Genomic DNA, 20,321 nt, shown 5'->3' with positions numbered 1-20,321 from the left:
GCGGCGCGGATGAACATGGCCACCCCGGCCGGCCGGCCCACCCGGGCGCTGGTCGTCTGGTGCCCCGACTGGCCGGTGACGGCCGCCGAGATCATCGACGGCGTGCCGGCCACCGGGCCGGTCGCCGTACTGCACGCCAACCGGGTGGTCGCCTGCACCGCGGCTGCCCGCGCCGACGGCGTACATCCCGGGTTGCGCCGACGGGATGCGCAGAGTCGCTGCCCCGGGCTCACCGTGCTCGACCACGACCCGGCCCGCGACGCCCGGGCGTTCGAGCCGGTCGTCGCCGCGATCGAACAGGTCGTCGCCGGAGTCGAGGTGCACCGCCCCGGGGCGTGCGCCGTCGCCGCCCGAGGCCCGGCCCGCTACTTCGGCGGCGAGGAGGCCGCCGCCGAGCAGATCGTCGAACACGTCGCGCAGGTCTGCGAAGTCGAAAGCCAGGTGGGTGTCGCCGACGGGTTCTTCGCCGCCGGGCTGGCCGCCCGTACCGGCCGGATCGTCCCGCCCGGCGACAGCCGCACGTTCCTGGCCGGGCTGCCGCTGCGGGTGCTCGGCCGACCCGACCTGGCCGGCCTGCTGCGCCGGCTCGGTCTGCGTACCCTCGGGGATTTCGCCGCGCTGCCGGCCCGCGACGTGCTCGCCCGGTTCGGCCCCGACGCGGCGCTGGCCCACCGGCTCGCCGCCGGGCGCGACGAACAGCCGTTCACCCCCCGACAACCGCCCCCCGAACTGTCCGTCACCGCCGACTACGACGAACCGCTCGACCGGGTCGACGCGGCCGCGTTCGCCGCCCGCGCCCTGGCCGAGCAGCTGCACGACCAGCTCAGCGGGAACGGACTGGCCTGCACCCGGGTCGGCATCGAAGCGGTCACCGCACACGGCCAGGAACTGCACCGCGTCTGGCGGCACGACGGCATGCTCACCGCCGCGGCGATCACCGACCGGCTGCGCTGGCAGCTCGACGGCTGGCTCACCGGAGCCGCCGCCCGCCGGCCGGGTGCCGGCACCGCCGCGTCACCGCCGGCGCCCACCGCCGGGATCGTCCGGCTGCGGCTCGTCCCGGACGGGGTGCTCGCCCGGGTCGCCCTGCAGCCCGGCCTGTGGGGGGAGATCGGCGCGGAGGACGCCCGGGCGCGCCGGGCGTTGACCCGGGTGCAGGGGCTGCTCGGGCCGGACGCGGTGGTCACCGCCGTGCTCGGTGGCGGTCGGTCCCCGGTCGACCAGGTCCGACTGGTGCCGTGGGGCGACGAACGGGCGCCGACCCGGCCCGAAGCGCCGCCGTGGCCCGGCCGGCTGCCACCACCGGCACCGGCGGTCGTGCTGCCCGCCCCGCTGCCGGCCGAGGTGTACGACGCGGCAGGCGAACCGGTCACCGTCAGCGCCCGGCTGGTGGTCAGCGCCGCGCCGGCCCGGGTCGCCGTCGGTACGGGCCCCCCGGTCGACGTCACCGGCTGGGCCGGCCCGTGGCCGCTCGACGAACGCTGGTGGGTGCCGGCCGAGGCGCGCCGCCGGGCCCGGTTCCAGGTCGCGCTCGCCGACGGCAGCGCCCTGCTGATCGCCCGCACCGACGGGCGCTGGGTGGTGGAGGCCGTCTATGACTGACGACCCGATGGTGGTCGACCCGCTCGCGGTCGACGGCGACGGCGGTGACGCGCCGGGCTGGACCCGCAAACGGGCACCGTACACACCGCCGCCGGGGCTGACCGCGCCGTCGGCCGCACTGTCGGCCGCACCGTCGGCCGCGCCGCTGGTCACCGCCGGTGGGGGGCCGGCCGCCGCCGGGGGCGGGCCGGTCACGCCGTACGCCGAACTGCACTGCCACAGCAACTTCAGTTTCCTCGACGGGGCCAGCCACCCGGAGGAGCTGGTCGAGGAGGCGGTCCGGTTGGGGTTGACCGCGCTGGCCGTCACCGACCACGACGGCTGTTACGGGGTGGTGCGGTTCGCCGAGGCGGCCGCCGCGTACGGACTGCCGACCGTGTTCGGTGCAGAGCTGTCCCTCAGCACCATGGACACCGCAGACCGGCGGGCGGCACCGCGCACCGGGGAGCCGGATCCGGCCGGGCGACATCTCCTGGCGTTGGCCCGTGGCCCGGCCGGCTACGCCCGGCTGGCCCGGGTCATCTCCCGGGCGCAGCTGCGCGGCGGAGAGAAGGGCCGACCCGACTACGGCAGCCTGGAGCAGGTCGCCGCCGAGTTGCGCGACCACGTACTGGTGCTGACCGGCTGCCGCAAGGGGCCGGTGCCGGCGGCGCTGCGTACCGGCGGGGCGGCCGCCGCCGATGTGGAGCTGGACCGGCTGGTGGCGCTGTTCGGCGCGGACGGCGTCGCGGTCGAGCTGACCGACCACGGGCATCCGGACGACGGCGACCGCAACGACGCCCTCGCCGAGCTGGCCGGCGCCCGCGGGCTGCCGACGGTGGCCAGCGGCAACGTGCACTACGCCACGCCGGCCCGGCACCGGATGGCCGGCGTGCTGGCCGCGATCCGGGCCCGCCGCGGCCTGGACGACATCGACGGCTGGCTGCCCGCCGCCGGCGCCGCCCACCTGCGCTCCGGCGCCGAGATGGCGGCCCGGTTCGCCGACTACCCGGGTGCGGTGGCCCGGGCCGCCGGCTACGGCGCCGAACTGGCGTTCGACCTGCAGCTGGTCGCCCCCCGGCTGCCGGACCACCCGGTGCCGGCCGGGCACACCGAGATGAGCTGGCTGCGGGAGCTGACCTGGCGGGGCGCGCTGGAACGGTACGGCCCCCGCGAGGCCCACCCGGAGGCGTACCGGCAGCTCGACCACGAACTCGACATGATCGAGCGGCTGGACTTCCCCGGCTACTTCCTGGTCGTGCACGACATCGTGGCGTTCTGCCGCGAAGCCGACATCTACTGCCAGGGGCGGGGGTCGGCGGCCAACTCGGCGGTCTGCTACGCGCTGCGGATCACCAACGTCGACGCGGTCCGCCACCAGCTGCTGTTCGAACGGTTCCTCGCCCCGGAACGCGACGGCCCGCCGGACATCGACGTCGACATCGAGTCCGGCCGCCGCGAGGAGGTCATCCAGTACGTGTACCGCCGCTACGGCCGGGAACACACCGCCCAGGTGGCCAACGTGATCTCGTACCGGCCCCGGTCGGCGGTGCGCGACGTGGCCCGCGCGTTCGGGTTCTCGCCCGGCCAGCAGGACGCCTGGAGCAAACAGATCGACCACTACGGCGCGGTCGCGGCGGCCGGGGAGGACATTCCGGCGCAGGTGGTGGCGTACGCCGACGAACTGCAGACCTTCCCCCGGCATCTGGGCGTCCACTCCGGCGGCATGGTGATCTGCGACCGGCCGGTGATCGAGGTGTGCCCGGTGGAGTGGGCCCGGATGCCGGGGCGCACCGTGCTGCAGTGGGACAAGGACGACTGCGCCAGCGTCGGCCTGGTCAAGTTCGACCTGCTCGGGCTCGGCATGCTCACCGCGCTGCACGACGCGCACGACCTGATCGGCTCCGAACTGGACCTGAGCGCCATGTCGCTGGACGACCCCGAGGTGTACGCGATGCTGTGCCGGGCCGACTCGGTCGGGGTGTTCCAGGTGGAGAGCCGCGCCCAGATGGCCACCCTGCCCCGGCTGAAACCGACCTGCTTCTACGACCTGGTCGTCGAGGTGGCGTTGATCCGGCCCGGCCCGATCCAGGGCGGCTCGGTGCACCCGTACATCCGCCGGCGCAACGGCCAGGACCCGGTGACCTACCCGCATCCGCTGATGCGCAACGCGTTGGAGAAGACCCTCGGGGTGCCGCTGTTCCAGGAGCAGCTGATGCAGTTGGCGATCGACCTGGCCGGCTTCGACGCCGCCGGCGCCGACCAGCTGCGCCGGGCGATGGGGTCGAAACGGTCGGCGTCTCGGATGGCCGCGATCCGCGACCGGCTGTACGCCGGAATGGCCGGCCGGGGCATCACCGGTGAACTGGCCGACGACCTGTACGTGAAGCTGAGCGCGTTCGCCAGCTTCGGGTTCCCGGAGAGCCACGCGATGAGCTTCGCCTACCTGGTGTACGCCAGTGCCTGGCTCAAGCGTTACCACCCGGCACCGTTCCTGGCCGCGCTGCTCAACGCCCAGCCGATGGGGTTCTACTCGCCGCAGACCCTGGTGGACGACGCCCGCCGGCACGGGGTACGGGTGCACCGGCCGGACGTCAACGCCAGCGGCGCGGCGGCCACCCTGGTCGTCGACGCCCGTACCCGGTGGGGTGGCGCGCCGGGGGAGCCGCCGCACCAGTGGGGGGTCGGCGGCCCGCAGGTGCGCCTCGGCCTGTCGGCGGTCCGGAGCATCGGCGACGACCTGGCCGAGCGGATCGAGGCCGAGCGGGCCGCGCACGGGCCGTACCGGGACATGCCGGACCTGGCCCGCCGGGTCGGGCTGACCGCTGCCCAGCTGGAGGCGCTGGCCACCGCCGACGCGTTCGCCTGTTTCGGGCTGACCCGTCGGCAGGCGCTGTGGGGGGCCGGGGCAGCCGCGCAGGAACGCGCCGACCGGCTGCCGGGTGTCGCCGTCGGGGTCGCGGCGCCGGCCCTGCCCGGTCTGGAGGAGGTCGACGCGTTGATGGCCGACGTGTGGGCCACCGGGCTGTCGCCGGAGAATCATCCGGTGCGGTTCGTCCGGGACCGGCTGGCCGCCGCCGGGGCGGTGCCGATCGCCGCCCTGGGTCGGGTCGACGCCGGCACCCGGGTCCGGGTCGGCGGTATCGTCACCCACCGGCAGCGCCCGGCGACCGCCGGTGGGGTGACGTTCGTGAACCTGGAGGACGAGACCGGGATGCTCAACGTGACCTGCTCACCCGGGCTGTGGCAGCGCTACCGGACGGTGGCCCGGTCCAGCGCGGCGCTGCTGGTGCGGGGTCGGCTGGAGAAGGCCGAAGGGGTGATCAACCTGGTCGCCGACCGGCTGGAAGCGGTGACCACCCCGGTCAGTCCGACGTCCCGGGACTTCCGCTGAATACACAGCCGATGCCGCAGATCAGCTCGGCGACGGGTCGGGTGCCGGGGTGGTGTCGGGGCTCGGGTTCAGGGCCGGCAGTTGGAACGGGTTCCGCTCGGGACAGAGCGGGTAGGTGTACTCCACATTCGGGTCGCGCAAGGTGACTCGGCCGCCCATACGCGAGAGGCTCTGCCCGACCCGCAGCTGTTCCAGGTCTGACAACTCACACCAGTTCGGGGAGCCGAGAACGATCGGCTCGCCGTTCTCGTCGAACAGCCGGGCACCTTCCACCAACTGTCCCTGACTGTCGTAGACATACACGTCCAGCGGAGCCGGCAACGGGGGAGCGAGGTAGGCCGCGCCGCCGTTCGACTCCATCACGACGAGCGGACCTTCTGACGTTGATCCGAGGCCGAACAGGAAGTACGAGGCGAACCCAACGAGCGCCAGGGCGGTGGCGCCAGTCACCACCAGCCGTGGCCGTCGGGTCAGTCGTAGTCCTCGGCGGCCGAGCCAGACCGAGCCGGTCACGGCCACGGTGAGAAGTAGCAGCCCGGCCGGGACGCTGCCATCGGGGGTGGGCAGCGGCGAGGAGATCCCTCCGAAGACCAGGTGGGTGAGGAGCATCGCGGCGAGGTAGCCGCGCAGTACCCACCAGCCGGGGCGCAGCGACCGCAGGAACTCGCTGGCGGTGCCGTGAGCGAGGACCGGGCCGACCCGGCGGTCGATCCGGCCCAGCCGGTGGCGGGTGGCCTGCCAGGCGGCAGCCGCCCGGTGGCCGATCCCCGGCGGCGACGCCGGGGCGTCCAGTGCGGCGCTGGCGCGCAGTTCGGCGGCGTACTCCGTCGGGTCGCCGAGCCGGTCGACCAGCGTGCCGTCGCCTTCGGCGAGCACCTCGGCGAGGTGCTCGGGCAGGTCTTCCAGCAGTTCGTCGCGGACCGGGCCGGGCAGGTCGGCCAGCGCGGACCGGACCTGCTCGACGTAGTGCGTGATCTCAGCCTGCGTCGCGGCGTTCACGCCGCCACCCCCCGATCGTCAAGTAGGTTGTCCATCGTCGTGGCAAAGCCGCGCCAGGTCTTGCCGGAGCGGGTCAACTGGTCACGCCCGGCGCCGTTGAGTGAGTAGTACTTGCGGTGCGGGCCCTCCTCGGACGGGACCACGTAGGTGGTGAGCAGACCGGCCTGGAACAGCCGGCGCAGCGTGCCGTACACCGAGGCGTCGCCGACCTCGGTCAGCCCGGCGGTGCGTAGTCGCCGCAGGATGTCGTAGCCGTAGCCGTCCTCGTGCTGCAGCACAGCGAGGACGGCCAGATCGAGCACCCCTTTGAGAAGCTGGGTGGTATCCACGCTTCGCAGACTACTTCGTAGTGCGATATACCGTCAATCGCGGAGTACCGCCGCCCGGCGACGAGCGCCGCCCCGGGCCGCACCGGGCCGCACCGGACCGAGTGGGACCGGGCCGGGCCGATAGGCTCGCGCGGGTGGAACCGACACACATCCCGGCCGGCCAGGCGGCCGGCCCGCGAACCGCCGTGGTCTGGTCCGTCCTGCGTCACGAACTGGACCGGCAGCCCGGCCGCAGGCTCACCGTGGTCGACGTCGGCGGCGGCACCGGTGGCTTCGCGGTGCCGTTGGCCGAAGCAGGACACCAGGTGACCGTGGTCGACGCCAGCCCCGACGCGCTGGCCGCGCTCACCCGACGGGCCGCCGACGCCGGGGTCGCCGACCGGATCACCGCCACCCAGGGCGACGGCGACGCGCTCGGCGAGCTGATCGCGCCGGCCAGCGCCGACCTGGTGCTCTGCCACGCGGTACTGGAGGTGGTCGACGAGCCGGCCCGGGTGGTGGAGTCGCTGGCCACGGTGCTGCGGCCGGGCGGGGCGGCCAGCGTACTGGTGGCCGGCCGCGCCGCAGCGGTGCTGGCCCGCGCGGTCAACGGACATCTCGACCTCGCCGCCGCACTGCTCGCCGACCCGCAGGGCACCGCCGGCGCGCGGGACACGCTGCGCCGCCGTTACGACGCCGACCGCGCCGTCGATCTGCTCGCCGCCGCCGGGCTGCGGGTCGAGCAGATCCACGGGGTACGCGTACTGTCCGACCTGCTGCCGGCGGCCGTCGCCGAGGGTGACCCGCAGGCCCTGCTCGCCCTGGAGCTCGCCGTCGCCGCCCAGCCGCCGTACCGGGACCTCGCCACCCAGCTGCACCTGTTCGCCCGGCGTCCGCTGTGACAGCGGCGGACCCGCCGGCTGCGGAGCTGCTGCGCCCGGTGCGCCCGGAGTACGGCGCGGCCAGCCTCGCCGACGTGCTGCCCAGCGTGCTGGCGGTGCTCGGGGTGCCCGGCGCGGACGACGTACTCGGCCTCGCCGGGCCGCTCGCCGGGGTGCGGCGCGTCGTGGTGCTGCTGGTCGACGGGCTCGGCTGGCACCAGCTGCCGGCCGCCGGCGAACACGCTCCGACGCTGGCCGCGCTCTCCGCCGGCCGGTACGCGCGGCGGCTCACCACCGGCTTCCCGTCCACCACACCGACCAGCCTGGTCAGCTTCGGCACCGGTGCCGCGCCGGGGGCGCACGGGGTGCTCGGCTTCCGCAGCCTGGTGCCCGGCACCGACCGGGTACTCAACCACGTCGACTGGCGCGACGACCCGGACCCGCGGCGGTGGCAGCCGGTGCCGACCCAGCTGGAACGGGCGGCGGCCGCCGGGGTGACGGTCACCGTGGTCAGCCGGCCCGAGTTCGCCGGCAGCGGGCTGACGGTCGCCGCCAACCGGGGCGGCGCGTACCGGGGCGCGGCCGACGCCGACGCCCTCGCCGCCGGGCTGCTCGACGCGGTCACCGCCGGCGACGCTCCGGTGCTGGTCTCCGGCTACCATCCCGACCTGGACCGGCACGGCCACCTGTCCGGGGTCGGTTCCCCGCCCTGGCGGGCCGCCGCCGCCGACCTGGACCGGCTGCTGGACCGGGTGCTGGGCGGGCTGCCCCGGGACGCGGCGCTGCTGGTGACCGCCGACCACGGTCAGCTGAACGTGCCGGCCGACCCGCGACACCGGTTCGACCTGGACACCGACCCCCGGCTGCGGGCCGGCGTGCGGGTGGTCGCCGGGGAGCCCCGCGCCCGCTACCTGCACCCGGTGCCGGGCGCGGTGGGCGACGTCATCGCCGGGTGGCGGGCCGTCCTCGGCCCGGCGGCCCGGGTGGCCGAGCGGGACGAGCTGATCGCCGAAGGCTGGTTCGGCCCGGTGCCGTCGGGGCATCTGGGCCGGATCGGCGACGTCGTGGTGATCTGTCAGGACCGGTTCGTCGTGGTGGCCACCCGGACCGATCCGGTCGGCTCCGCGTTGGTCGGCTTCCACGGTGGAGTGACCGAGGTCGAGATGGCCGTTCCGCTGCTGATCACCACCGGCGCTGGTCGCGAGTGATTTGCCCGGTTGAGTGTGCTATGAGAGTGAAACTCGCGGTGCGGTGGGCGAGAAAGATCGAGTTCCTGGTGTGACGAGGGCCGGGCAGCGGTGCACTGTCCGGTTGGGCGGCTACTCTGTTACCAGGTGATGACGTCCGCCGGACGGAAAATCAACCTAGGCGGTCCGTCGTCCGGCTTTCCGACCCGCGACCCCCCTCGTAGACTTGCGGGTAAGCAGCCGGTTGGCTGCCACGGTCTGTCGGTCCGACCGGGCTGACCAACGTGACCGGGGAGGAGTGCCGTGCCGCTCTCGGAGCACGAGCAGCGGCTGTTCGAGCAGATCGAGCGGTCGCTTGCCGAGGACCCCAAATTCGCCTCGGCCGTGCGCGCCAGCGACCCGCGTTTCCACGCGCGGCGTCGCCTGCTCGTCGCTGCCGGTGTGATCATCATTGGCCTTGCCCTGGTCGTTTACGGCACAGTGAGCAAAGTGCCGCTGCTCGGTGTGGCCGGCTTCGTGGTCATGCTCGGGGCAGCGGCGTTCGCCATGCAGTCCCAGCGCAAGTCGAACTCGCCCGACCTGCGGGTGGTCGGCGGGACCACACGTCGGAGGACCCGCAGCGGGCGACGGTCATCGCTGATCGACCGGCTGGACGAGCGCTGGCGCCAGCGGCCGGAGGGCCACCGCTGACCTAGCGGGCGGGACCAGCCGCCCGGTTCGGCGTGAGCCGGGTGGTCTTGTCGTGCCCGCCTACCGGCCCGCCACGCGGGGCAGCGGCGGTCGGCCACGGATCTCGTCGACTGACCGCGCTGCTTGACTGACCGCGCTGCGATCAAGCGTCTCGGCACGTGGGCGATTATGCCCGGTGCGCCGACCCGAGGTGGCGGTTTCGCGAAACCCCGGGACGGGTCAGCGACCCGCCCGGTTGGCCAACAGCCGGCGCGGACTCAACCGCGCCGCCGCGTCGCGCCACCGGCCGACGACCGAGAAGACCCGGCTGTACGCCTCGACAACCGCGTCCCGCCAGCGCAGCAGTACCGACAGCGGCAGGAGCCGGGCCGCCAGCCGGGTACGCCGACCCACCCCGGCCGCCAACGCCGCCCGTACCCGCCCCAACGCCTCGACCAGCGGCTCGCCCGGCACCGGTTGACGGGCGTACCGGGCCCGCTCCTCCGCCTGGCTGAGTAGCTGGACCGCGTCGGTCGCCGCACCGTGGACCGACTCCAGAGCAGCCAGCCGCGCCGCGGTTGCCCGTGGCGTCTCCGACCGGTCGACCGGCATCCGCAGGTCGACCAGGGTGTCGACCAGTTCGCTCCAGACGGCGTGCGCGTGCTGCCGGGCGGCCCCGGCGTCGGCGCCGGTGACGGTCATCAGCGGAGCACCACCGGCGGCGGCCCCGCTCGCGGCGGGGGAGTCGGCGTCCCGAGCGTCCGTCGGGTCGGTGCCCGCCGGGGTCACCGGAGCCAGGACACGGGCCAGCCGCCGACGGCGTACCGTCGCGCGTCGGGCCGCAGGCAGGGCCGCCAACACGAGCACCGCGACCACACCAGCGAGGGCCCACCACGGCCAACGGGGACCGGCGGTGGAATCGGCAGCGGATCCGGCACCCAGTGCACCCGGGTCGAGCTGGCCGGGCCCGGTCTCCGGCAGCGCCGTCGTCGAAGGCGCGGCGGACGGGGCCGCGCTCGGTCCGGCGCTCGGTCCGGCGTCCGGCGGGGCGTCCACGTCCGGCGCCCACTCGGAGCGCACCGAGCCGGGGATGCTCGCCGCCGGGGTCGGGTCGAACGGCACCCAGCCGAGCCCGTCGAAGTAGACCTCGGTCCACGCGTGCAGGTTCAGGTTGGTCAGCGTGTACGTGTTCTCCAGTCGTCGGGAGCCGTTGGTGAAACCGAACGCCACCCGGGCGGGTACGTCCGCGGCGCGGACCAGCCACGCCATCGCGGCGGCGTACTGCTGGCAGAAACCGACCTTGTTGTCGAGGAAGTTGACGATGTCCTGGCCGGCCGTGCCGCCCTCGGTGGCCAGGCTGTAGGTGAAACCGTTGTCTCGGGAGAAGTGCTCGTAGATGGCCAGCACCCGGTCGTAGTCGCTGCGCGCGCCGGCAGTCAGCTCCCCGACCAGCTCGGTCACCTGCGGCACCTGCGGCACTGCGGTGAACGCCTGCCGCAGGTCGTTGTCGGCCGGCAACGGTTGGGACCGGCGCAGTGCCCCCGGGGTGTAGCTGGTGCGGACGTACTCGAATCCGTAGGTCATGTTGCGGGCCCGCGACTGGCCGGAGAAGACGATCTGCGCGGTGCGGTCGTACGCCCAGTTGCCGTCCACGTCGCGCATCTGCACCGGCACCGCGTAGGTCGGCAGCAGCGCCATGTTGAAGTTCCCGGTGACCTCGACGGTCGCCTCGTACGCCTGGTGGCTGACCCCGGTGTTGCGGATGTCCGGGTCGGTCCGCGGGTCGGGCAGCGACCGGGCCGAGTCCGGCCGCCCGCGTGGCGGGCGACTGGCGAAACCGTCCTCGCGCAGCTCATCGGCGATACCGATCCGCAGGTACGCCGGGGCCGGGTCGTTGGTCGTCACCCGGACCATCTCGGTGACCTCGCTCTGGTTGAGCTGGCCGCTCAACGCCGCGAACAGGTTCACCTGGCCGGGGCCGTTGCCCAGCCCGTTGCCGCCGGTCCCGCCGCCGCTGAGGTTGGTCAGCAGCCCGGACGTCATGCCGGGGATGGTCAGCGGGATCAGCACCGCGATGACCACCCCGAGCACGGCGAGCCGCCGACCGGCGGCGGCCAGCGGCGACGGCTCCCACACGTCGACGTCCCGGCCGTCGCCGGTGAACCGGCGGCCGAACCGGCGGACCCGGTCGACGTTGTCGGCCATCAGCAGCCACAGGTAGCCGACCGCGCCGACCACGAACGGTGCCGCCGGAACGCTGTCGACGTAGATCGCCACCGGCACCGAGTAGATCGCCAGCATCGGCAGGCCGGCCAGCGCCGGCCGGCGCAGGGTCACCGTGAGCACGTCGACGACGACCGCGACCGAACCGATCCCCAGCGCGGTGATGAACAGCAGCGCGTCGCCGTCGGGCACCGGCACGCCGTACGCGTGCACGTCCTGCGCCGACTGGGCCAGCAGCGCACCGAAGTGGCCGATTGTCGCCGGCGACGGCAGCACCGCGAGGAACTCGTCGCCGCTGGGGAACAGCCAGGTCAGGGCGAGGAGCAGCGCGCCGATCATGGCCACCGGGTGCAGCCATCCGGGAGCCCGCAACGAGCGGACCAGCATCCCGGCGCCACCGATCATGGTCACGGTGATCGCGCACTGCACCAGCCAGGTCCAGTCCTGGAAGATGGTGGCCATCGGCGCGGCCGCCATCAGGGTGGCTGCCGCCGCGACCAGACCGAGGTGTCTGCGGGTGGTCAATTCACTCCTCCGGCTATCGTCTCGGCCAGCGCGGCCCGCCAGGCGAAGCCCTGGGAACCCCGGGCGAGCTGCGGCCACAGCGACGGCAACTGGTCGCCATGGTTCACTCCGATCACCCGCCAGCCGCTCTGCAGCAGCGACAGCGCGGCGGCACCGTGCGCCCGGTCGGCCTCGGCCCGTTCGTCCGGGCTCAGATTCATCCAGGTCGAGCTGTCGATCAGCAGGCCGACGCAGGTCGACCGGTTGCCCCGCAGCCCGGCCAGCAGCTTAGCCTCGGTCGGGGTGAGCGCTCCGAACAACGCGATCACCAGTGAACTGTCCGAGCGGCGGCGTACCTGCTCGACCAGGGTGGCGATGTCGCTGCGTTGGCCGGCGGTGACGTCGGCCAGCCGGTCGAGCAGCAGTCCGTCCCCGTCGGCCTCGGTGGCGTCGGCGTCGATGCCGGTGTCGGTGACCAGCCGCAGCCGGTAGCCGTTCGACCGGAAGTGCACGGCGATGCTCGCTGCCGCCGCCACCGCCCACTCGAAGCTCGCCGTCGGGCCCTCGCCACGGTGCGCGTACGCGCGGGTGTCGAGCACCACGGTCGCCCGGGTCTCCCACGGCTGTTCTTCCCGGCGCACCATCAGCTCACCGGTGCGGGCGGTCGACTTCCAGTGCACCCGGCGCAGGTCGTCACCGCGGCGGTACTCGCGGGTGGCGGAGTCGTCGTCGCCGTGCACCGCCACCGACCGGGCCCGGCTGTCACCGGAACCGGCGTACTCGCTGGCGAGTTGGACCGACGGCAGCGCGGTGACCTGTGGGATGACCGTGAGCCGGTCGACGCTGGGGAAGGCCCGGGTCAGCTCGCACAGGCCGAACGGGTCGGTGAGCCGGACCACCAGCGGGCCGACCTCGTAGCGGCCGCGGACCTCGGCCCGCACCGTGTACGCCACCGAACTGGCCTGCTGAGCACCGAGCCGTTCCAGCACCACCCGGGGCCGGCTGCCCAGGGCGTACGGCAGCCGGTCCTCCAGCAGCAGGGTGCCGGTGGGCAGCCGGGACAGGTTCTGCAGCCGCAGCACCACCCGGGCGTTGGAGCCGACCGGGATCCGGTGCGGTTCCAGCGAGCGGGTACAGGCCAGCTTGTACCGGCTACGGCCCACGTACAGGGCGGCCAGCAGCGGCAGGACGGCCAGCAGGATGGCGACCCGCAGCAGGTCCTTCTCGCCGAGGATCAGTGCCGAGACGACCGCCGCCGCGCCGGCGGCCAGGAACGACCGGCCGCGGGTGGTCAGGCCGCGCAGCGCCGCCCGCATCGGTCACCGGCCTCGCGGCTCGAAGGGGACGGCCATCGGGGCGTCGGCCGGGCCGAACTGGCTGCCGTCGTACGCCGGGGCGGCCGGCCGTTGCCGCTCGTGGGGCAACGGCATCCGGTGCACCAGCTCGGCGATGATCGCGTCGGTGGTCCGTCGGGCCAGCTGTGCCTCGGCGGTCGGGATCAGCCGGTGGGCCAGCACCGGAACGGCGAGCGCCTGCAGGTCGTCCGGGAGCACGTAGTCGCGGCCCTCCAGCGCGGCGACCGCGCGGGCGGTACGCAGCAGCTGCAGGGTCGACCGGGGCGACGCACCGAGTCGCAGCTCCGGGGACTCCCGGGTGGCGGTGACCAGGTCCACCGCGTACTGCTTGACCGGGTCGGCGACGTGCACCTCCCGGACGGTGGCGATCAGCCGCCGTACCCCCGCCGCGTCGGACACCGGCTGCAGCTGGTGCACCGGGTCTGCCGCGCCGTGCCCGTCGAGCATCGCCAGCTCGGCGCTCGGGTCGGGGTAGCCCATCGCGATCCGGGCGGTGAACCGGTCCCGCTGCGCCTCCGGCAGCGGGTAGGTGCCCTCCATCTCGATCGGGTTCTGGGTGGCGATCACCATGAACGGCGTCCGCAGCTCGTAGGTGGTGCCGTCGACGGTGACCTGCCGCTCCTCCATGCATTCGAGCAGCGCGGCCTGGGTCTTCGGGGACGCCCGGTTGATCTCGTCGCCGACCACCAGGTTGGCGAAGACCGCGCCCGGCTTGAACTCGAAGTCGTGGTTGTCCTGGTTGTAGACGCTGACTCCGGTCACATCACTGGGCAGCAGGTCCGGGGTGAACTGGATTCGGCGTACGGAGCAGTCGATCGACCTGGCCAGCGTCTTGGCGAGTTTGGTCTTACCAACTCCGGGAACGTCCTCGATCAGCAGGTGTCCCTCTGCGAGCAGGACGGCGAGTGCCAGCCGAACCGTGGCGGTTTTGCCCTCGATGACCTGCTCGATGTTGGCCACGATAGCGTCGGACACGGCGCGGAACTCGTCATGGGGCATCGGAGCACCCAGATCGTCCCAGCTGTCTTGGGTCACGATCCTCCTCCTCGTCGTACGGCGTCACGCGGGTCGGCCGGCCCGGCCGCCCGCCGTCGGTCACGTGGGGGACCGTCGTCTCCCGCCGCAGGGACCCCACATGCCTCTCAGGCTATCCATCTTTCGCGCGTCCGCCATCCACGGGATGGCGTGGTCTGCTCACCTGCCCATGCTCACCATGGGCGACCCGGTCGTAGACGGACGGTCCGGGTGCCGCGTGGGAGCGGGCGGGGCGGCGCCCGCTCCCACCGGGAGTACGGGCCGGTGACCGGTCCGGTTCAAGCGCCCGCCCGGACCGCGCCCCGCCCCGACCGACACCACCCGCCGGGGTGAACCCGCCGGGCGGCCGGGTAGGACCGGCGTTTCCCGGGTAGTCGGCGACACCAGCGGTGACCAGGTCAGATGGTCGGGCGGGTCGACCGGTACGTGCAACCGGAGGGAGCTGGATGTCCACAGCCGGCTACATCGTGACCGTCGTCGCCGTCTGGGTGCTCTCCGGGATCGTAGCGGTGGCGGTGTTCATCGCCCGGCACGGCCAACGCGCCTGGTACTGGTATCCGTTGGGCGCCGTGCTCGGACTGCTCTTCGTCCCGATCGCGGTGGAGCGCGGATCGCGACCGACGGGGCGGTTGGAAACCCGCCCGGCACCGCCCGACACCGGGCCGAGCGCACCCGGCACGGGGCCCCGGGTGTTGGTCGGCCTGGACGGCTCCGCCGACTCCGAGCACGCCCTGCGTACGGCGCACCGGGTGCTCGCCGGTCGCGTCGGCGAGCTGATCCTGACCACCGTGGTCGACGTCGCCGCCGTCGAGCGGGGCGAACGCACCGCCGAAGAAGTCGACCAGCTGGACCGGGCACGGGAACTGCTCACCGACCGGGCGGCCCGACTGCGCCACGCCGTCGGGCAGCCGCTGCCGAGCAGCATCGAGATCGTCACCGGCCGGCCCGCCCGGGCCCTGCTGGACGTCGCTCAGGCGCGCGACGTGGACATGATCGTGGTCGGGCGGCGGGGCCGTGGACTGTCCAACCGGCTGCTCGGCAGCGTCGCCGACCAGGTGGTCCGGGATGCCACCCGGCCGGTGCTGCTGGCCGCCAGCGAGGACGGTTGAGGTGCGCCCGACGACCGCCGGCCGGTGCCGGGCCGGTCCGTACCCCTGGGTCACCGCCGCACCGAGGGGTGCCCGTTGACGATGGTCGCGGTGCTGGCCCTGCTGACCGGGCTCGCCGCCGCCGTACCACTGCTCACCCGATCGCTCGGCCGCGACACCGGCTACCCGCTCGCGGTCGGCTACCTGTTGGGTTGCGGGCTGCTCGCCTCCCGGCTGCCGGTGGTGCTGGACAACGGCGCGGTCGCGGTCTCGGCGCGCTGGCTGCCGTCGCTGGACATCGCGTTCGCGCTGCGGCTCGACGGCCTGGCGATGGTCTTCGGGCTGCTGGTGCTCGGGGTCGGCGCGCTGATCATGATGTACTGCCCGCGCTACCTCGCCCCGCACCGCCCGTGCGCCGCGCTCTACACGCTGCTGACCCTGTTCACCGTGGCGATGCTCGGCCTGGTCTTCGCCGCCGACACGGTACTGCTGTTCCTGTTCTGGGAGCTGACCACGATCTGCTCGTTCTTCCTGATCGGCCAGGCCAGTCCGGCGGCGGCCCGCCCCGCCACCCGGGCGTTGCTGGTCACCGCCGGTGGCGGCCTGGCGCTGCTGGCGGCGGTCGTGGTGATGACGGTCCAGCTGGGCACCAGCGACCTGACCACCATCCTGGCCTACCCCGACCGGCTGCTCGGCTCGCCGGTCGCCTGGGTGGTCGGCGGGCTGCTGATCGTCGCGGCGTTCACCAAGTCCGCGCAGTTCCCGTTCCACTTCTGGCTGCCCAGCGCGATGGTGGCGATCACCCCGGTCAGCGCCTACCTGCACGCCGCGACGATGGTCAAGGCCGGGATCTACTTGCTGATCCGGTTCTCGCCGATCTACGCCGACCAGGCCGCCTGGACCATCGTGCTGGTCCTCGGCGGGCTCGGCACCGCGTTGGCGGGTGCGTTCCTCGCGCTGCGCCAGCACGACCTGAAGGCCATGCTGGCGTACTCGACGGTCAGCCAGCTCGGGCTGCTGGTCGGGGTGATCGGGGTCGGCACCCCGGCGGCGCTGGCCGCTGCGGTGCTGCACACCGTCGCTCACGCGCTGTTCAAGGCCACCCTGTTCATGCTCGTCGGCATCATCGACCGGGAGGCCGGCAGCCGGGACATCCGACAGCTCTCCGGCCTGCGCCACGTGATGCCGGTGACCGCCACCCTGACCGGCCTGGCCGCGATGTCGATGGCCGGCCTGCCACCACTGCTCGGGTTCGTCAGCAAGGAGGCGATCTTCGACGCGTTGATCAAGACCGGGGTCGATCCGTGGCTCAGCCCGTCGGCCGAGGTGCTGGCCGTTTCGGCGTCCGCCCTCACCTTCGCGTACGGCGCCCGGATCGTCTACGAGACCTTCGCCGGACCGCCGCGACAGCCGGAGCTGTACGAGCCGGCGTTGGCGTTTCTGACCCCGGCGGCGATCGCCGCGCTGCTGAGCCTGCTGCTCGGCCCGGCGGCCGCGCTGCTCGGCCCGTTGATCGACCAGGCGACCGAGGACGCGTCCCCCGGCGGCGATCCGCCGTACGTGGCGTTCTGGCACGGCTTCACCCCGGCGCTGGCGCTGTCGGCGCTCACCGTGCTGTCGGGGATGGCCCTGTTCGCCGCCCGTGGACGGGTCGACCGGCTGGTGCAGTCGGTGCGGCTGCCGCCGGCCGGGGCGGTCACCTTCGACCGCTGCTACGGCGCGCTGCTGAGACTGGGCGGGATCGTCGGCCGGCCGACCCGCTACGACTCGCCGGCCGCCCACCTGTTCCGGCCGGTGCTGCTGCTGGTGCTGATCGGGGCGGCCGGCAGCGCCGCGCTGGGGTCGATGCCGTCCTGGCCGGCCGCTGGCGCGGCGGCCGGCGACTGGCCGCTGCTGGTGCTGCTCGCGGTGGCCCTGGCCGGGATCGTGCTGGCCAGGTCGGCGCTCGCGGCGGTCGGGCTGCTGAGCCTGGTCGGCCTGATGGTCGCCACCTGGTTTCTGCTCGCCGGCGCGCCGGACGTGGCGTTGACCCTGATGCTCGTCGAGGTACTGACCGCAGTCGTCGCGATGCTCGTCCTGCGCCGGCTGCCGGCTCGGCTGCCGGGCGCCGACCGTCAGCCGGTCAGCTTCTTCGCCGCCGCCCTCGCGGTCGCCGCCGGTGCCGTCGCGGTGGCCGCGACGGTCGGGCTGACCGGTCGTCGTGACCTGTCCGCCCCGGCGGGTTACTTCCTGCGGACTGCGGAACCGGCGACCGGCGGCGGCAACGTGGTCAACGTGATCCTGGTCGAGTTCCGGGCGTTCGACACCCTCGGTGAGGCGACCGTCCTCGTCGCCGTGGCACTCGGGCTGGTCGGGCTGTTCCGGACCACCGGACGCGACGTCGCCGGTGGGCCCGACGTCGCCGGCGGACGCGACGTCGCCGGTGGGCCCGACGTCGCCGGCGGGCCCGGCGTCGCCGGTGGGCCTGGCGGCACCGCCGGGCGCGGCCGCACCGGATCCGGCCCGGCCGAGCCGGATCCGGTGCTCCGGTTCGCGTACCGACTGCTCACCCCGGTGATGCTGGTGGTCTCGGCGTGGCTGTTCCTGCGCGGCCACGACGAGCCCGGCGGCGGCTTCGTCGCCGCGCTGGTGGCCGGGATCGCGGCCGGGCTCGGTCAGCTGGCGTACGCCGGACGCCCACCGACGGCGGCCGGCCGGCTGCGGCCCGGGCCGCTGCTCGCCGCTGGGCTGCTGACCTGTCTCGGGATCGGTCTGTCCGCGCTGCTGGCCGGTGAGCCGTTCCTGACGCCGTCGCCCGGGCTGAAACTGTCGGTGCTCGGCTTCGCGGTGTCGCCGGTGACCTTCTTCGACCTCGGCGTCTATCTGATGGTGCTGGGCCTGATCACGGCGTCGGTACGGCGGCTCGGCACGGCGGAACCGTCCGACGGGGCGGTTCCGTCCGACGGGGCGGGGGTGCGGGCACCATGACCGTCGCGTTGGTGATCGGCCTGCTCACTGCGGCCGGCGTCTACCTCATCCTGCACCGCGGCCTGATCCGGGTCGTCATCGGCTTCGTCCTGCTCGGCCACGCCGTCAACATCCTGCTGCTCGCCTCGGGCGGTCTGTGGCGCCGGCAGCCGCCGTTCGGCGACGTCGACCCGGCGGCGACGGCCGATCCGCTGCCTCAGGCCTTCGCGCTCACCGCCATCGTGATCACATTCGGCATCACGATCTTCCTGCTCGCGCTCGCGGTGGTCGACCGGCCACGACCAGGCCGACCCGACCTGGAGCTGGGCGAGGCCGGCCCGCAGGACAAGGTCGATCCGGACAGCGCGGCGGGCCAGGACATCGCAGCGGGCCCGGAGCCGGAAGCTGGCCCGGAGCCGGTGCTGACCGAGCCCCGGTCGATGTCCGACCAGGTCGCCGAACACGGTCGGACGGTGGCCGGCGGCGACACCGGGGAGCTGCCCCGATGAATGCGCCGCTGCCGCTGGTCGGTCCGATCGTGCTGCCACTGGTCGTGGCCGGGCTGCTGCTGGCCGTACCGCGTCGGTTGACGCTGCACCGGATCGGCTGGCTGGGCACGGGCGTGGCAGTGCTCGCCCAGGGCGGAATGCTGCTGGCCGCGACCCGCCGTGGTGAGGTGCTGACCGAGCGGATCGGTGGCTGGCCGGCAGGCTTCGCGATCACCCTGGCGGCGGACACCTTCAGCGCGCTGATGGTCACGGTCGTGGCGCTGGTCGTGCTGCTGTGCGGGGTCTTCGCCATCGGTTCCGGTGACGACCGGCGACCGTATCTGGTCCCGCTGGCGCTGATGACCAGCGCCGGCGCGTTCGGGGCGTTCCTGACCGCCGACCTGTTCAACCTGTTCGTGCTGATCGAGGTCATGCTGGTGCCGTCGTACGTACTGCTGACCGCCGGCGCCGGCCGGGAGCGGACAGTGGCCGGGCGGATCTACGTGACCGTCAACCTGCTCGCCTCCACGATCCTGCTGGCCGGGGTGGGGCTGGTCTACTCCGTCGCCGGCACCGTCGATCTCGGCGAACTGGCCGGGTCGGCCAGCCGCGACGGCGCGCTGGCCCTGGCCGGCACAGTGGTGCTGCTCGCCCTGGCGGTGAAGGCCGCGGTGGTGCCGCTGCACGGCTGGCTGCCCCGCAGCTACCCGTACGCGCCACCGGTGGTCACCGCGTTGTTCTCCGGCGTCCTCACCAAGGTCGGTGGGTATGCGATCGTCCGGATCGTGGCGGTGGTCTATGACGGCGCGGTCGACTACCGGTGGGTGATCGGGCTGGCCGCCGCCGTGACCATGGTGATCGGCGTCCTCGGGGCGCTCGGCGAGACCACGATGCGTTCGGTGCTCGCGTTCCACATGGTCAGCCAGATCGGCTACCTGCTGATCGGGCTGGCGGTGTTCAACCCGGCCGCGCTCACTGCGGCGATCTTCTTCCTGGTGCAGTACATCCTGGTCAAGGCGGCGTTGTTCCTCTGCGCCGGGGCGGTGGTGGTCGGCTACGGCACCGATAAGCTGGACCGGCTCGGCGGGCTGGCCACGGTGCACCGGCTGCTCGCCCTGGCCTTCATAGGTGCGGGGCTGTCGCTGGCCGGGATGCCGCCGTTCTCCGGGTTCCTGGCCAAGTTCCTGCTGCTGCGGGCAGCGGTCGCCAACGGCGACTATCTGCTGTTCGCCGTCGCGGTGCTGGTCAGCCTCGGCACACTCATCTCGATGATCAAGATTTGGGATCTGGCGTTCTGGGGTGAACCCACGCCCGCACCGGTGGACCATGGTGGCCGCCCGTCGGCCTCCGTGAACCCGGCCGGCCAACCTTCGGTGTCCGCGAACTCGGCCGCCCGTACCGACGACGTGCCGCCGCGGATGCACACCTGGCTGACCGGGCCGGCGGTGCTGCTCGCGGCCCTCACCCTGCTGCTGGGTCCGGCCGCGCAGCCTTTGCTCGGCCTGGCGGCGACCGCCGCCGACGGACTGATCGACCCGAGCGCCTATGTGGAGGCGGTGACCGGACGTTGACCAGACGAACGCGACGGACCGAAAAGACCCGAACCGGCCCGGTGGAAGCCCGTACCGGCCGGGGAGCCGGCGGCGGCCGGGCCGGCAGGCCG

The 20,321-nt window shown here is 73.6% G+C and carries 13 protein-coding genes and 1 pseudogene; 9 read left to right on the top strand and 5 right to left on the bottom strand.

All coding sequences use genetic code 11. The features are described 5' to 3' along the window. Positions 1-15: 15 nt before the first annotated feature. Entirely contained in the window at positions 16-1,602 is a 1,587-nt protein-coding gene (locus tag O7553_RS16390) for a DNA polymerase Y family protein (RefSeq protein WP_281555633.1), read from the top strand. After that, positions 1,595-4,975 carry an error-prone DNA polymerase gene (locus O7553_RS16385; RefSeq protein WP_281550621.1) on the top strand — a complete coding sequence of 1,127 codons (3,381 nt, stop codon included), beginning with the start codon at positions 1,595-1,597 and terminating at the stop codon, positions 4,973-4,975. Before O7553_RS16390 ends, O7553_RS16385 begins: the two co-directional genes overlap by 8 nt. Positions 4,976-4,996: 21 nt before the next feature. Here O7553_RS16385 and O7553_RS16380 read toward each other — a convergent pair whose 3' ends face one another. Together O7553_RS16380 and O7553_RS16375 are read right to left on the bottom strand one after the other, a co-directional pair. Further along, positions 4,997-5,974, bottom strand: a complete 978-nt coding sequence (locus O7553_RS16380) for a hypothetical protein (RefSeq protein WP_281550620.1) — start codon at positions 5,972-5,974, stop codon at positions 4,997-4,999. Then, a complete protein-coding gene (locus tag O7553_RS16375) occupies positions 5,971-6,303 on the bottom strand; it encodes a PadR family transcriptional regulator (protein WP_281550619.1) in 333 nt (110 codons plus the stop codon). The genes O7553_RS16380 and O7553_RS16375 overlap by 4 nt, the downstream gene beginning before the upstream one ends. A gap of 134 nt (positions 6,304-6,437) precedes the next feature. On the opposite strand from O7553_RS16375, the gene O7553_RS16370 reads away from it, so the two are divergent. The 3 genes from O7553_RS16370 (at position 6,438) to O7553_RS16360 (ending at position 9,040) form a co-directional block, all read left to right on the top strand. Continuing rightward, positions 6,438-7,184, top strand: coding sequence for a methyltransferase domain-containing protein (locus O7553_RS16370; protein ID WP_281550618.1), 747 nt, complete (start codon positions 6,438-6,440; stop codon positions 7,182-7,184). Further along, on the top strand, positions 7,181-8,371 hold the full coding sequence (locus tag O7553_RS16365) for a nucleotide pyrophosphatase/phosphodiesterase family protein (RefSeq protein ID WP_281550617.1): 1,191 nt from the start codon (positions 7,181-7,183) through the stop codon (positions 8,369-8,371). The genes O7553_RS16370 and O7553_RS16365 overlap by 4 nt, the downstream gene beginning before the upstream one ends. 282 nt (positions 8,372-8,653) lie before the next feature. Further along, a complete protein-coding gene (locus O7553_RS16360) occupies positions 8,654-9,040 on the top strand; it encodes a DUF3040 domain-containing protein (RefSeq protein ID WP_281550616.1) in 387 nt (128 codons plus the stop codon). Positions 9,041-9,259: 219 nt separating this feature from the next. On the opposite strand, the gene O7553_RS16355 is transcribed toward O7553_RS16360, so the two are convergent. From O7553_RS16355 to O7553_RS16345, 3 genes are read right to left on the bottom strand one after another with little or no spacing between them, the layout of a single operon-like run. Then, a complete protein-coding gene (locus O7553_RS16355; RefSeq protein ID WP_281550615.1) occupies positions 9,260-11,767 on the bottom strand; it encodes a DUF3488 and transglutaminase-like domain-containing protein in 2,508 nt (835 codons plus the stop codon). Then, a complete protein-coding gene (locus tag O7553_RS16350) occupies positions 11,764-13,062 on the bottom strand; it encodes a DUF58 domain-containing protein (protein WP_281550614.1) in 1,299 nt (432 codons plus the stop codon). The genes O7553_RS16355 and O7553_RS16350 overlap by 4 nt, the downstream gene beginning before the upstream one ends. Before the next feature lie 3 nt (positions 13,063-13,065). After that, positions 13,066-14,136, bottom strand: coding sequence for a MoxR family ATPase (locus O7553_RS16345; RefSeq protein ID WP_281550613.1), 1,071 nt, complete (start codon positions 14,134-14,136; stop codon positions 13,066-13,068). Positions 14,137-14,582: 446 nt separating this feature from the next. Here O7553_RS16345 and O7553_RS16340 point away from each other — a divergent pair, with 446 nt between their 5' ends. From O7553_RS16340 to O7553_RS16325, 4 genes and pseudogenes are all read left to right on the top strand, one after another. Further along, positions 14,583-15,245, top strand: a complete 663-nt coding sequence (locus tag O7553_RS16340; protein WP_281550612.1) for a universal stress protein — start codon at positions 14,583-14,585, stop codon at positions 15,243-15,245. 81 nt (positions 15,246-15,326) lie between these two features. Further along, positions 15,327-18,191, top strand: coding sequence for a hydrogen gas-evolving membrane-bound hydrogenase subunit E (gene mbhE / locus O7553_RS16335; RefSeq protein ID WP_281555632.1), 2,865 nt, complete (start codon positions 15,327-15,329; stop codon positions 18,189-18,191). Next, positions 18,188-18,451: pseudogene (locus tag O7553_RS30195) on the top strand (NADH-quinone oxidoreductase subunit K); the annotation flags it as partial. The gene mbhE and the pseudogene O7553_RS30195, both read left to right, overlap by 4 nt. 224 nt (positions 18,452-18,675) lie before the next feature. After that, positions 18,676-20,229 carry a monovalent cation/H+ antiporter subunit D family protein gene (locus O7553_RS16325; RefSeq protein ID WP_281550610.1) on the top strand — a complete coding sequence of 518 codons (1,554 nt, stop codon included), beginning with the start codon at positions 18,676-18,678 and terminating at the stop codon, positions 20,227-20,229. Positions 20,230-20,321: the final 92 nt, after the last annotated feature.

The sequence above is a fragment of the Solwaraspora sp. WMMA2059 genome, assembly GCF_027497315.1.
GTDB lineage: Bacteria > Actinomycetota > Actinomycetes > Mycobacteriales > Micromonosporaceae > Micromonospora_E.
The sequence above is the reverse complement of the archived record's forward strand: the minus strand, read 5'-3'. Positions and strand labels throughout refer to the sequence as shown.

Bases quoted from the DNA above. Each gene is read 5' to 3' on its own strand.
- O7553_RS16390 (WP_281555633.1), top strand. From the start codon at position 16: ATGGCCACCCCGGCCGGCCGGCCCACCCGGGCGCTGGTCGTCTGGTGC.
- O7553_RS16385 (WP_281550621.1), top strand. From the start codon at position 1,595: ATGACTGACGACCCGATGGTGGTCGACCCGCTCGCGGTCGACGGCGAC.
- O7553_RS16350 (WP_281550614.1), bottom strand. From the start codon at position 13,062: ATGCGGGCGGCGCTGCGCGGCCTGACCACCCGCGGCCGGTCGTTCCTG.
- O7553_RS16340 (WP_281550612.1), top strand. From the start codon at position 14,583: ATGTCCACAGCCGGCTACATCGTGACCGTCGTCGCCGTCTGGGTGCTC.
- mbhE (WP_281555632.1), top strand. From the start codon at position 15,327: ATGGTCGCGGTGCTGGCCCTGCTGACCGGGCTCGCCGCCGCCGTACCA.
- O7553_RS16325 (WP_281550610.1), top strand. From the start codon at position 18,676: ATGAATGCGCCGCTGCCGCTGGTCGGTCCGATCGTGCTGCCACTGGTC.